The organism is Thiohalomonas denitrificans, assembly GCF_016841685.1.
Lineage (GTDB): Bacteria > Pseudomonadota > Gammaproteobacteria > Thiohalomonadales > Thiohalomonadaceae > Thiohalomonas > Thiohalomonas denitrificans_A.
On sequence record NZ_JAENYR010000002.1, the window covers coordinates 1 to 13,030 of the forward strand.

The following is a 13,030-nucleotide window of genomic DNA, read 5'->3' on the forward strand; positions in this document are numbered from 1 at the left end:
ACGAACGTTCAGCCGTCATTGCGAGGAGCCACAGCGACGCGGCAATCTGGGGTTTTGGGAGCAGGAGATTACTTCGTCGCTTAGGCTCCTCGTAATGACAGCGAGGGCAAGTTCATCAGGAGGAGCCACAGCGACGCGGCAATCTAGAGGTTAGGAGCAGAGATTACTTCGTCGCCCGGGGCTCCTCGTAATGACAGCGAGGGAAGTTCTTCAGAAGCCGTACCCGTACCCTCTGCTGCGCAGGCCCGAATCGATGCAGAACGGGTAACCACGGTGTACACGGGGCCACGGGGTAAAACAGTTTGCCGGGGGTTTTTCCCCGTGCGCTCCGTGTTTTCCGTGGTTCGAAATGAATGAATCGTAAAGTTCTTCAGGAAGCAGAAAACGACCGGGTAGACCCCATGGATTGCATCGCAAGACAAAACTACATGTCTGGCGCTGCAATCCATGAAGTCTCGGGGATTGGTCAATTATTGCGCCAAAAAAAGATCCTTTTGGCACAATAAGTTGCGATGCAATCCTTATCAGGAGGCGCGCCCCCGCGGCGATTTTTCAATCACACATCTGACCTGGCTAGAGCGGAAAGGTTCTAGCCCGAAGCCGGTGCCTTGAGTGGACTCTGTTTTCAGCTATACATAACAACAGTTGAATCCAACACAGTACATCCCGTTAGCAGGAATGGCCGCCAGCACTCTTTGTTCATCAGCATCCAGGATACAGGGACGGACGTATGGAACAGCCGAGAGTACTCCTTGTCGATTTGCGTCAGTATGCGTTACGCCCTTCGCTGCACTGCTTGCTGGAAGAGTTCTGTCGACTGCGAACCGTTGTATGGACGGCGGACATCGAAGCAGAGGTGGAGGAGCACACCCCCTGTGGAATCTTCTTTGAATTCGACTTCCCCGACCTTCCTCGCCTTGCGCTGTTGCAGAGAATACGGCGGATGATTCCGAATATTCCCTTGATTATGTGCACCGAGGAGCATTCGGAGGCGCTGGCGGTCTGGGCACTGCGTTCGCGGGTATGGGATTACCTCGTCAACCCGGTCGACCCCGAGCAGATCGACCAGACCATCCAGTCGCTGGAACGCCTGGCCAGGGGCAAGCCGGAAGGTGAGAGACGGATCCCGATCCTGCCGGCCATCAGTGTGCCGGTGGAGGCCCGCTTTCGTCCGGAATCCAAACCGCCCGTGGCGATGGAGCGGGTGGCCGATTTCATCGAGCGTCATCTGTCGCGGCCCATCAGCCAGAAAGAGGCGGCGAGGCTCTGCGACCTGAACCCCTCACAGTTCAGCCGCAGTTTCAAGAAGGCCTTCGGGATGACCTTCCAGGCCTATCTGATGGAGCGACGGCTGGAAAAGGCGCGGCGCCTCCTGCACAACCGAAGCGCCTCGGTCACCGACGTCTGCTGGGCGATAGGGCTGCGGGATACCTCCTATTTCGGCCGTCTCTTCAAGCGCCAGTTCGGGACCTCTCCCTCGGAGTTCCAGCGCGCCTGGCGGGTGGAGCGCTCCGGGCGGGTGAACCCGTGAGAACCCTCACGCAAGAGAGTTGCACCTTCGCGCAACAGGCTCCTAATGGATCCTTGTTCCTGATCCTATACCTGTATCGAGGCCGTCGGATGCGGCCTATCACTTGAAGTGAATTTAACAAGGAAAAGGAGCAACACCATGAAAGGTATCTTCGAGAAGGTAAAGGGATTCATCGATGACGAGAGCGGGCTGACCATGGTCGAGTACGCGGTGGCTGGAAGCCTTGTCACGTTGGGAGCCGTTGCTGCATTTACGGCCCTTGGTACAACCATCGCTGCCAGTATCGATTACATGGCTAGTCATATGGCGACGGCTGGATAGGCACAATTAGTAGTGGCGGGGGCTCTGCCCCCGCTTTCCCCAAGACCCACAAAGCGACAACGGATTCCATGTTAATCGGTGAAATCATTGCTCTCTCGGGGCTGCTCGGTCTGGCGGTGATCGAGGATGTGAAGCACCACCGGATTTCCAACCGGCTGTGCGTGACGATCCTGCTGACTGGGCTGCTGTTCGGACTCTGGGGCGGTGCATCGGTGGCGCTGACAGAGCGACTGGGCGGGGTGGTGATCGGCTTCGCGGCACTGCTGCCCTTCTATGCGCTGTCGGCGATGGGCGCCGGGGACGTGAAGCTGATGGCGGCGGTCGGCAGCTATCTCGGCATGGCGGCCCTCCCGGCCGTGCTGTTGACCCTCATCTTTGGCGGAATACTGGCTCTTGCCATCTATCTCATTGAGCGCTATGTGCCGGTCCCCGGGGCATTGGCGAATGCCCTGATTGTGAGGGAGTCGGGACGATTGCGCTTCCCCTACGCACTGGCGATTGCCGCCGGTAGCGCGGGTGCACTCTGGATAGAGGTGATGTGATGTCGTTTTCCACCCAAGCCATTGAACCCTTCGAAGAGAATGGGTTGGCAACCGCTGCGAAGCGGCCCCGTTCACTGCAGGAGACCGGCCTCAAAGAGGAGCTGCTCCTTTCACTGCTCTTGAAACAGATCCTGAAAATGGGGCCCACCGATCTGGCGGATCTGGTTCGGGAGATAGCGCTGCCGGGGGGTGTGCTCGAGCCGCTGATCCAGTACCTGCGGCGCGAGGCCCAGCTGGAGGTGCGCAGCAGCATCGACGGCGGGGTGCGCTACGGACTCACCGAGCGGGGCCGAACGGCGGCGCTCGATGCCATGATGCGCGACGGCTACGCCGGCCCCGCCCCGGTTCCTCTCGAGGCCTATCTCGGTATCGTCGGATCGCAGTCGAGCTCGCGTCAACAGATTACGGCGGAGCAGCTGCGCAGCAAGTTTTCCGATGTGGTGATCGAACCGCACATCCTGGATCGCCTCGGTCCCGCTCTGCACTCGGGGCGCTCCATGATGGTTTACGGTTCACCGGGTTCCGGGAAAAGCTTCATCTCCCGGTGCCTCGGACGGGTCCTCGACGATCCCGTGCTGGTCCCCTATGCGGTGCAGGCCGGAGGGATCACCGTGCGTGTCTTCGACCCCGAGTACCACCGCCCCCGGCTCGAGGCGAACGCCGGCGGAGCACGCATTGATTCGGGGTACGATCCCCGCTACCGGCTCTGCGACCGTCCGGTGGTATCGGCTGGCGGTGAGCTGACCCTGGAGATGCTGGAGCTGCACTACGATTCGGCTTCGCGTGAATATCGGGCACCGCTGCAGATGCGGGCCAACAATGGCCTGCTGATTATCGATGACCTGGGCCGACAGCGGGTTCCCCCGGAGGCGATTCTCAATCGCTGGATCGTTCCCATGGAGGAGGGGTGCGACTACCTGCACAGCCACGGGGGCGCCCAGTTCGTGGTGCCATTCGACGTGATACTGCTGTTTTCAACCAACTACCCACCGGCCGAACTGGCCGACGAGGCCTTTCTGCGGCGCATCGGTTACAAGGTCCGCTTCGGGGAGCTCAGTGAGCGGGCCTACGCCGCGATTTGGCAGCAAGTCTGCGAAGCCGAAGGTCTCGAATTTGTACCCGAGGTGGCGCGATACACCATCGAGCATCTTCATCGTCTGCGTGATGTGCCGCTCCTCGCCTGCCATCCGCGCGATCTGATCGGACTGGTGGTCGATCGCTGCCGCTATGAAGGAAGAAAACCCGAGCTCTCCCCGGAAGGGGTCGAGGCCGCCTGGGGCGACTACTTTGTTACTGCTGAATCGAAAGGGATGACATCATGATTAACCGCAGGACTTTCATCATTCTTCTGGTGGCACTGGGCCTCGGAGTCATGGCGGCGTTGACGGCCAACCAGTGGGTTCAGTCACGTCTTTCCGGTGGTGATCAACAGGATGAAAACGCCACTACCGTCGCTTCCCTGGAGATTCCGTTCGGCAAACGCATCGAGGAGTCCGACATACGTCTCGTATCGATTCCCGAGGAGGCGGTCCCTTCCGGTTCGTTTGCAAGACGGGAGGATGTAGTCGGACGGATTGCCTCCCAGACCATCTATCCCGGAGAGGTCATTCACCAGGGCAAGGCGGTGGAACACCTGCAGGGCAGTTCCCTGGCCGCCGTGATCAAACCGGACCATCGTGCGGTGACGGTCCGGGTCAATGATGTCATCGGCGTGGCGGGATTTCTGCTGCCGGGTAACCGGGTCGATGTGATTGCCTCCCGCAAGAATCGTAATCGCGAGGCCTCTTCGAAGATCCTGCTCAGGAACAAAAAGGTACTGGCAGTGGATCAGACGGCCTCTCCGGAGAGAAACGAACCGGTGATCGTGCGCGCGGTCACGCTGGAGCTGACACCGGACGAGGCTGAAAAGCTGGTTGAGGCGACGGAGGAGGGTAGTCTGCAGATGGCTTTGAGAAACCCGAACGATCGGAAAATCAAGGTTGCGGATAAGCCGGAGCCCAAGCCTGAACCAAAACGTGCGGCCCGAACCCGCAGTTGGAGCTACATCACCATCATACGTGGAGTGGATAGTGAGAACCTCCGTGTACAGATGTAAAACGATAAAAAGGGGAGTTTTGCGAATGGATTGGGGCAACACAAAAAGGAGTCGATGGATGGTGGGGTTGGTCGGCGCCCTGGCGTTGACGGCTGGCGCCCAGGAGCGCCAGCATACGGCGCATAACATCGAGGTGCCTTTGAACAAATCACGGGTGGTGACACTCGACTTTGCCCCCAAAAAGGTCTCCGTGGGTAACGAGGCGATCGCGGATATTCGCATGATGCAGTCGCGCCAGCTCTACGTGCTGGGGAAGCAGCTTGGCAGCACCAATCTGATTCTCTGGAACGGGCGTAACGAGGTGGCCGGCAGCATTGACGTTCAGGTCACCCATGACCTGGAATTGCTGAAGAGAAAACTGTATGAACTGCTTCCGGGCGAACGTATCGGTGTCCATGCCTCCAAGGAGGCCATCGTGATGACCGGAGAGGTCTCCAGCGCGCCGAAAATGGATATGGCGCTGCAACTGGCGCGCAGCACGATCCGCCGGGACGGCAATGCGGAAGAGGACGTCCGGGCGCGGGTGCTCAACATGATGCAGGTAGGCGGAGCCAAACAGGTGCTGCTCGAGGTAAAGGTGGCCGAGGTGGCCCGCACCTTCATGAAGCGAATGGAGTCCAATTTTTCCGCCATAACTGCCGACGGTAACCTGAGCATCGGCACCATCACCGGGGCGGGCGAGATTCTGCAGTTCCCCATCGAGGGTGCCGGCGCGGAGATCCCCTCTTCGACCCTGTTGGCGCCGGGTTCCCTGACGACGAATGACCTGGCCGATCCTCGCGTGATTCCCACGGGCGGGAACTCCCTCGTGGCGAGTTTCCTGGATGGTACGACGCTGAGCACCATCGTGATCGACGCGGCCAAGGAGGAGGGTTTGGCCAAGGTATTGGCGGAACCTACCCTCACCACATCAACCGGAAAGATTGCGCGCTTCCATGCCGGCGGGGAATTCCCCCTGCCTGTCCCCGGAGAAGAAGACAGCGTCACCATCGAATACAAGAAATTCGGGGTGAATCTCGGCTTTCTTCCCGTGGTACTCGATTCGGGCCAGATCAGCCTGGATGTAGATATCGAAGTGAGTGAGCTGTCCAACCAGAACGCCGTGGCGCTGGAGGTCCCCGGTGTCTCCACCAGCTTCTTCATCCCCTCGCTCACAATGCGGCAGGCCTCATCAACGGTCGAGCTGGCTGGTGGACAGACCATCGGTATTGCCGGCCTTATCAACGAGAACCTGAGCGAACGGGTCAACAAGTTCCCCGGTCTGGGTGACATCCCGGTGCTCGGGGCCCTGTTTCGCAGCCAGGAGTTCATAAAGGGACAGACGGAATTGGTGATCTTTGTTACCCCGCGTTTCGCCCATCCCATCGATCCGGAAATGGTGCGCCTGCCCACGGATTCCTTTGTGGAACCGGGCGATGCCGAGTTTTACCTGCTGGGCCGGCTCCAGGGCAGCCGGAAAGACGAAAAAGGTCCGGAGGGTGGAGCTTTGGTGGGGTCCTCGAAAGGGGGTATCGAAGGGCGTTTCGGTCACGAACTATGAAGGAGCAAGTGATGCACTGGAAGCTAATCGGGATAGCGGTCACGAGTCTGTTGGTGGCCGGCTGCGCCGGTCCCGATCCGCTGAAGGATGACTTCGGCGAATCGGTTCGGCACATGATCCGGGTTCAGACCGACAACCCGGCGTACCAGACCGGCTCCGCTCTCGATGGCGAGCGGGCGGAGCGTACCCTGCGGGATTACCGCGGTGCCGAAACCGGAACGCCGGGCGGCAGCCCTGCCATCTCAAGCGGGATGTAGCCAATGCCAATGCGCTCAAAACAGCGGGGCATCGTTCTTCCCGTGATGGCCATCAGCATTCTGGTGCTTTTGGGGATAGCCGGCCTGGTGGTCGATCTGGGTCAGGCGTATGCCCGCAAGAGTGAAATGCAGAATGCACTGGATGCGGCCGCGTTGAGCGGGGCTAAAGTGCTTAGCGACACCGGGTCTGCGGATCAGGCGCGAAACGCGGCTGTCGCGACTTACGATCGCAACATGCCGGCCCTGTTCCTCAAGGGAGACAGCCTCCCGCTGGTGGAACTGTCGGATACCTACGACCCCTTCGTGCCGGGCGGCACAGAGCCCCGGTACATTCGGGTGCGGGTCGGCGAAGTGCGGTTTGCCACCTGGTTCGCTCATGTCCTTCCCGGAGTGGGTGAAACGCTTACGGTCGGTGGTAGTGCCCTGGCGGGACCGAGTCCACCCCTTTCCAGGGTCTGCGGTCTCGTGCCGGTAATGGTCTGCGGCGATCCGGATGAAGAATACTTCGGATATACCGCCGGTGCCGAGGAGGAAGTCCTGAAGTCGGGGGCAAGCAGTGATGGTTCCGAGGTGGGGCCTGGTAACTTTCAGTTACTCGCTCTCGGTTGCGGTACCGGCGCAGATTGTGTTCGGCAGGGCTTGGCCGGAGGGTATGAGTCCTGTGCCAGTGAAGGCGATACGGTGACCACGGAACCCGGCAACTCCGTCGGTCCGGTGTACCAGGGATTAAACACGCGGTTCGGGATGTACAACGGCCCCATTGGAGCGGAAGACGCGAAGCCCGATACCGTGACGTACAGCGATTACAACCCGGGTTCGGGGGAGAATTTCTTCTGGCACACGGACTACCAGGAGCGTCAGGCCAACGAGAGTCAACACGACTATTCGGAGCCCGAAGGGGTGCCGAACCGACGCATGCTGGCCGTGCCTATCGGCGACTGCTCGACCACCACTAACGGACGCGGGGAGGTTTCGGTGCTCGGCGTGGGTTGCTTTTTTCTCACCCGCCCTGCGGGCCAGCATGGGCAGCAGGAGATCTATGGACAGTTCGTCGATGAGTGTCCAGCCGGTGGGAATGCCGCGGAAGAGCCGGTAACCGATCCCACCTCCGGAAGCACCCTGCACAAGATCGTTCTCTACAAGGATCCGGACAGTGGTGATTCGTAGCCAATCACAGCAGGGCATCGCACTGGTGGAGTTCGTGATCGTGCTGCCGCTGCTTCTTATTCTGTTAATGGCGACGGCCGAGTTCGGGCGCATGTTTTACCACTACAACACGCTCACCAAAACGGTCCGTGACGGGGGCCGATATCTGGCTGAGCAGGCGACGCCCGATACTACCGGTCTGATCAATATCAGCGACGAGGTGGCGGACACTGCGCGCAATCTCGTGGTCTACGGGCAACCGGGAGCCGGACAGCCACTTCTGGAGGGCCTGGCTACAGCCGATGTCTCGGTGGTGCAGGTCGATACAGCCCACGTGCAGGTATCCGCGGCTTACCAATATCGGCCGATTTTCGAAATGCTGCCGATGTTCGGCTTTGGCAGCGATATCGGGACGGGTCGTACGTTTCAGGCTTCCGTCACCATGAGGGCGCTGTAATGTGGCAGAAGGGGATGCGGCAGAAGGGGATCAGTACGGTGGAGTTTGCACTGATCGGGCTACTCTTTTTTACGCTGCTGTTCGGCATTATCGAAGCGGGTCGGGCTTTCTTTGCCTGGAACACCATCGAGGAGGCCACCCGTCGGGCGGCCCGCATTGCTGCCGTCTGTCCCTTCGACCATTCGAGCGTGAGGCGGGCGGCGATCTTTGAGGCCGCGGATGGCGGAACAGAGAGTCGCGTGCTGCAGGGAATGAATACGGGCCACGTCACCGTCGAGTACCTGGACGATACCGGGGCAGCCACCCTGTCGTACCTGGACGCGGCATTTGTCCGGGTAGCGATCACAGGTTACTCCTACCAGCTGTTCTTTCCCTTTAGCACGTTCACACTGCCCGATTCGAGTACCACGGTTCCAGTGGAAAGCCTGGGCTATATGCCGGAGCTCAATCTGCGGGCCTGTTTTGGGACTTTCGGTTAGATGGAAACTTATCGAAAGGAGTCGATTTAGATGTTGGGCGAATTACAAGTACTGTTGGCGGGACGCGCCAGGGACGAACTGGACTCCATCGAGAAACGCATTGAACCGGGTTTCGGATGGAGGGTCACGACCCGTTTGATTACCAATGGGCACGTGGACCCGCTTTACGGGATTCGAGAGTTGCCGCCGGTACTCATTTTTGTCCTTTCCAGCAACTGGGCAGAAGAGCTCAGGGTGCTGGCCGATCGTCCGATCGGAACCCGGGTGCCAACGGTCATCGTCGGTCCCAGGGAGAATACACAGGCCATGCGCATGGCGATGCACGGGGGCGCTCGGGACTACTTTACTTTTCCAGTGCCGGCAGATGACCTGAACCGCGTGCTGCGTCAGATTGCCAGTGACCAGCTCGTCAATGTTCGGAACGACGGTACGGCGGAATCGGGTCCGCAGCTTGCGGTGGTCGTCGGAGCCAAAGGTGGAGCCGGCAGCAGCGTTGTGGCTGCGAACCTCGCGCTTGCCCTGGTCGTGGACCGGATGAGTGTGTCGCTGCTGGACCTGGATCTCCAGACCGGTTCCCTGCCGACGCTGCTGGACCTGAACCCGACCGGAGGCGGTCTCGAAGAGGCCATCCGCAGGGCCCCGGAGATTGATGAGGTGGCGATAGAAGGCTACATGCTGCGACATCACAGTGGTTTGCGGCTCCTGTCTCCAACCGAGCGCGCCCCACTCGGGTATTCACCGGACCCGGAACGCCTGGAACGTATTTTGGGCCTTCTCAAGCGAGGCTATGAGCGGGTGATCGTCGATATTCCTCGTCAGCTCGATTTCTCGTCGGCGGTTGCGCTGGGCGCCGCCGATCGGGTCTTTTTGATTCTGCAACAGGATGTTGCCCACTTGCGGGAGGCCAAGCACTTCATCGAATCGGCGGCGGGATATGCCGGGCTTGACCCGAAGCGGATCGTGGCGGTGGTGAATCGCTGGCAGAAGCGGGGAACGGTATCGGTGGAGGATGTCGAAAAAGCGCTCGGAGGTATCCAGGTGGTGCGGCTTCCCAATGATTACGAGCGGATCTCCGATAGCGTCAACAGCGGAATTCCAGTAGTGGAAGCCGCGCCCAAGACCGCCTTCGGGCAGGCGATGAAGAAGATGAGCCGATTACTTGAACTCGAGTCGACGAAGAAGCCGAAGAGTCGTCTGGGATTTTCGTTGCTGGGATGGAATCGGGGGTAAGAAATGATGCGACATCAAGTCAATAGGGATATGGCCTCCGAAGTGGGGACTACACAAGCCTCGTGGGAGAGTGCGGACTCACGAGGAACGGAGGAGAAGTGGAAGCGGCATATCAATGAGAAATTGTTGACGGTACTGGATCTGTCGCTGCTTTCGGGGCTCGGCGAAGCGGAAGCACGACGACAGATTCGCGAGGTGAGCCGTGAGGTGATCGAGGCCGAGGCCATTCCCCTCAGTGTGACGGCGCGCCAACGCATCGTGCGCCAGATCGAGGATGAGATACTCGGCCTGGGTCCCCTTGAACCGATCCTCGCCGATCCCACCGTATCGGACATTCTCGTCAATGGCGCCCACAGCATCTACGTCGAGCGATACGGAAAGCTGGAGCAGACCGATGCACGCTTTCATGACGATGCGCATCTGATGAATATCATCGACCGCATCGTCTCCCGCGTGGGGCGCCGTATCGATGAGTCATCGCCCATGGTCGATGCGCGCCTGACTGACGGCTCACGCGTTAACGTCGTCATCCCGCCGCTGGCCATCGATGGTCCGACCCTCTCGATTCGCCGCTTCCCCGCTGAACGCCTGGATGCGGGCATGCTGGTGGAGTTGGGTGCGATGTCGACGACCATTCGGCAGCTCTTCGACGGCGTGGTGCGCGGCAGATTGAACGTACTGATCTCGGGTGGCACGGGTTCCGGCAAGACGACGCTGCTGAATGTGATGTCGGGCTCCATACCCTCCGACGAGCGGATCGTCACCATAGAGGACTCGGCGGAACTGCAGCTACAGCAGCCGCATGTGGTCCGACTCGAGACCCGTCCGCCCAATATCGAGGGGAGGGGTGAAGTTGCTCAGCGCGACCTGGTCCGTAATGCCCTGCGTATGCGCCCGGACCGCATTGTCGTCGGCGAGGTCCGTGGTTCCGAGGCACTGGACATGCTGCAGGCAATGAATACCGGTCACGACGGCTCCATGACGACCATTCATGCCAATACTCCGCGTGATGCGCTGACGCGTATCGAATCGATGGTGGCGATGGCAGGGGTCAATATCCCACCCCGCGCGTTGCGCGCCCAAATTGCGTCGGCGGTGGATTTCGTGATCCAGCTGGAGCGGCAACAGGACGGTGGACGGCGTGTGGTCGGTGTCCAGGAGATCACCGGCATGGAGGGTGAGATTATCACCATGTCCGAAATTTTTTCTTTCCGTCGCCGCGGTTTGGATGAGGAGGGCCGGGTGAAGGGCGAATTCGTAGCCAGCGGCGTGGTTCCCCAGTTCCATGAACGCCTGGTTCAGCACGGCATCGACATGGGGCTCGACCTATACGAACCAGAGGAGGGCTTCGGGCATGGAATGGGGCTCAACTGAAACGCTGATCTTTATCGGGTTGGTCTTTGCGGCTGTGGTGCTGCTGACTTTCAGTTTCGTCGTGCCGGTCTTCGGTGAAAGCCGGGCGGTGCGCAAACGCCTGCAGAGGAGGCTGGGTGAATTGGCGGCCAGCGACCCTGGGCCGGCACGCGGTGCGCGTCGCCGCGAAAAGCCGAAGGGTGCTGTGGAGCAGGCCATGGAGGGGCTGCCGGGAATGCCGGCGCTGGCAGCGACGGCGGAACAGGCCGGTTACACGAAGTCCGCTCATCAGCTGGTGCTCCGAACCCTCGGGGTCGCAGTGGGCGCGGCACTGGTCGTGGGGCTCTTTACGCACCAACCCGGGTGGGCTGCCCTGGCGGGCATCGGGGTCGCTCTTCTTGCTTACGCCAAACTGCATGCCGACCGTGCCAGGCGCATCGCCAAGTTTGAAGAGCAACTCCAGGACGGAGTGGGCGTCATGGTACGGGCCCTGCGAGCCGGACACCCATTTACCGAGGCGCTGCGGCTGGTCGCCGATGATCTCGAACCCCCGATCGGTCGCGAGTTCGCCATCGTCTTCGCCGATATCAATTATGGCGGAGATGTACGCCGTGCGCTGCTCGGACTGCTGTCTCGAGTCCCGAGCGTCACGGTGATGGCGCTGGTGACAGCGGTACTGGTGCAGAGGGAGACCGGAGGCAATCTGGCCGAGATCCTGGAAAAGATCGGAGAGGTGACTCGCGCCCGATTCCGATTCCAGCGGCGGGTGAAGACGCTTTCGGCCGAGGCGCGTCTCTCGGCCTGGGTACTGGCGCTGGTGCCTTTGGGTCTTTTCGCGGCCATTTCGGTGACGACGCCCGATTATCTGCCGCGGCTGATCAACGACCCGTTGGGACAAAAGCTGGTGATGGGCGCCGTTGTCTTGGGGACTATTGGCATTTTCTGGATTCGCAAACTGCTACGCATCCAGGTCTGACAGGAGTGGGGACATGGATTATCTTGTGGCACTTTTAAGCCGGTTTTCGGGATCACCCGAAGCGGTATCGGTTGTCTTCAGCATGGTCATGGGCGTAGCGGCCTTTTCCTTTGGGGTGGCGGGGCTTTTGCTGGTCAATGGGCTGAACAGCCCGACGCGCCAGCGGCTGCAGCGCCTGACGGAGGACTCCTCGACCCGTCGAAAGGGGTTCGCCGCCCGTTTCATGGAGCGTCTGACGCCCTACTACGACCGAATCATTCCGAAAGACCATCGCGAGCAGGCCCATGTGAGGCGTCAGCTGATCCGGGCCGGCGTGCGCCGGCCCAATGCTCTCGGCTCCTTTTATGCACTGAAGATCATGCTTTCCGTAGGGCTTCCACTGCTGGTGTTTGTTGTTGCCGCCTGGATCCCGGGGTTGTCGATGCAGCAAGTGGTGTTTGGGGCAGCAATAGGAGCGGGAGTGGGCCTGTTTGGTCCCAATTATCTCCTTCAGAAAAAGGTGGCCGCTCGCCAGCGCCGTCTCATGGAGGGACTGCCGGACGCCCTTGACCTGCTGGTGGTCTGTGCGGAGGCAGGGCTTGGGCTCAAGGGGGCCATACAGCGGGTCGCGGACGATCTGGGGGTCAGTCATCCGGAATTGGCCGGGGAGCTGGCGTTGGTCAACGTCGAGGTCCGTGCCGGTCTCTCCCATACGGATGCTTTGAGGAATCTTGCCGAACGGACCGGACTGGAAGAGCTGCGCGGCCTGGTTACTCTGCTGGTGCAGAGCATGCGCTTTGGCACCAGCATTGCCGATGCCCTGCGCATCTATGCGACGGAGTTCCGCGATCGACGGATGCAGAAAGCGGAAGAGGCAGCCGCCAAGATCGGTACCAAAATGATCTTTCCGCTGGTGCTGTGTCTTTTTCCGTCCTTCTTTCTGGTAGCGATCGGCCCGGCCATACTCGGCGTGCTGGCAGCATTTCGTTGAGGAACCTCGGGCAAACCCTGAGGGGGATATGCTTATCAGGGCGTTGGCTTTTTAATTCTTTCGCACTGAGGCTCTCCCGGAGCGACAGAGGGCTTTTGCGACACCTCCTCCGGGAGAGGGGACCCAAAAATGG

General features: G+C 60.3%; 15 protein-coding genes. All 15 read left to right on the plus strand.

The genetic code is table 11. The features are described from left to right. The first annotated feature begins 353 nt into the window (after positions 1 to 353). The 15 genes from Q7L05_RS00505 (at position 354) to Q7L05_RS00575 (ending at position 12,897) form a co-directional block, all read left to right on the plus strand. Positions 354 to 506, plus strand: a complete 153-nt coding sequence (locus Q7L05_RS00505; RefSeq protein ID WP_303900860.1) for a hypothetical protein — start codon at positions 354 to 356, stop codon at positions 504 to 506. Between the two features lie 224 nt (positions 507 to 730). After that, on the plus strand, positions 731 to 1,531 hold the full coding sequence (locus Q7L05_RS00510; protein ID WP_303900861.1) for an AraC family transcriptional regulator: 801 nt from the start codon (positions 731 to 733) through the stop codon (positions 1,529 to 1,531). 138 nt (positions 1,532 to 1,669) lie between these two features. After that, positions 1,670 to 1,852: a Flp family type IVb pilin gene (locus Q7L05_RS00515; protein WP_303900862.1), complete on the plus strand. Its 183-nt coding sequence runs from the start codon at positions 1,670 to 1,672 to the stop codon at positions 1,850 to 1,852. Between the two features lie 68 nt (positions 1,853 to 1,920). Further along, positions 1,921 to 2,394, plus strand: a complete 474-nt coding sequence (locus Q7L05_RS00520) for an A24 family peptidase (RefSeq protein ID WP_303900863.1) — start codon at positions 1,921 to 1,923, stop codon at positions 2,392 to 2,394. Next, positions 2,394 to 3,716, plus strand: coding sequence for an AAA family ATPase (locus Q7L05_RS00525; RefSeq protein WP_303900864.1), 1,323 nt, complete (start codon positions 2,394 to 2,396; stop codon positions 3,714 to 3,716). Before Q7L05_RS00520 ends, Q7L05_RS00525 begins: the two co-directional genes overlap by 1 nt. After that, the gene (cpaB, locus tag Q7L05_RS00530; protein WP_303900865.1) at positions 3,713 to 4,489 is read left to right on the plus strand and encodes a Flp pilus assembly protein CpaB; all 777 of its coding nucleotides are present in this window, start codon (positions 3,713 to 3,715) and stop codon (positions 4,487 to 4,489) included. Before Q7L05_RS00525 ends, cpaB begins: the two co-directional genes overlap by 4 nt. A gap of 25 nt (positions 4,490 to 4,514) precedes the next feature. Then, positions 4,515 to 6,029 (plus strand): type II and III secretion system protein family protein, encoded by a 1,515-nt coding sequence (locus Q7L05_RS00535; protein WP_303900866.1) that lies wholly within the window; start codon positions 4,515 to 4,517, stop codon positions 6,027 to 6,029. An 11-nt stretch (positions 6,030 to 6,040) separates the two neighbouring features. Beyond that, a complete protein-coding gene (locus Q7L05_RS00540) occupies positions 6,041 to 6,286 on the plus strand; it encodes a hypothetical protein (protein ID WP_303900867.1) in 246 nt (81 codons plus the stop codon). Positions 6,287 to 6,289: 3 nt separating this feature from the next. Beyond that, the gene (locus Q7L05_RS00545; RefSeq protein ID WP_303900868.1) at positions 6,290 to 7,453 is read left to right on the plus strand and encodes a TadE/TadG family type IV pilus assembly protein; all 1,164 of its coding nucleotides are present in this window, start codon (positions 6,290 to 6,292) and stop codon (positions 7,451 to 7,453) included. After that, positions 7,440 to 7,889: a TadE/TadG family type IV pilus assembly protein gene (locus Q7L05_RS00550; RefSeq protein ID WP_303900869.1), complete on the plus strand. Its 450-nt coding sequence runs from the start codon at positions 7,440 to 7,442 to the stop codon at positions 7,887 to 7,889. Before Q7L05_RS00545 ends, Q7L05_RS00550 begins: the two co-directional genes overlap by 14 nt. Then, a complete protein-coding gene (locus Q7L05_RS00555) occupies positions 7,889 to 8,368 on the plus strand; it encodes a TadE family protein (protein WP_303900870.1) in 480 nt (159 codons plus the stop codon). Before Q7L05_RS00550 ends, Q7L05_RS00555 begins: the two co-directional genes overlap by 1 nt. 30 nt (positions 8,369 to 8,398) lie before the next feature. Continuing rightward, complete coding sequence (locus tag Q7L05_RS00560) at positions 8,399 to 9,598, plus strand: AAA family ATPase (protein ID WP_303900871.1); 1,200 nt, start codon at positions 8,399 to 8,401, stop codon at positions 9,596 to 9,598. A 3-nt stretch (positions 9,599 to 9,601) separates the two neighbouring features. Continuing rightward, positions 9,602 to 10,972 carry a CpaF family protein gene (locus Q7L05_RS00565; protein ID WP_303900872.1) on the plus strand — a complete coding sequence of 457 codons (1,371 nt, stop codon included), beginning with the start codon at positions 9,602 to 9,604 and terminating at the stop codon, positions 10,970 to 10,972. Further along, positions 10,953 to 11,927, plus strand: a complete 975-nt coding sequence (locus Q7L05_RS00570; RefSeq protein WP_303900873.1) for a type II secretion system F family protein — start codon at positions 10,953 to 10,955, stop codon at positions 11,925 to 11,927. The genes Q7L05_RS00565 and Q7L05_RS00570 overlap by 20 nt, the downstream gene beginning before the upstream one ends. A 13-nt stretch (positions 11,928 to 11,940) precedes the next feature. Continuing rightward, positions 11,941 to 12,897, plus strand: a complete 957-nt coding sequence (locus tag Q7L05_RS00575) for a type II secretion system F family protein (protein ID WP_303900874.1) — start codon at positions 11,941 to 11,943, stop codon at positions 12,895 to 12,897. The last annotated feature ends 133 nt before the right edge of the window (positions 12,898 to 13,030 follow it).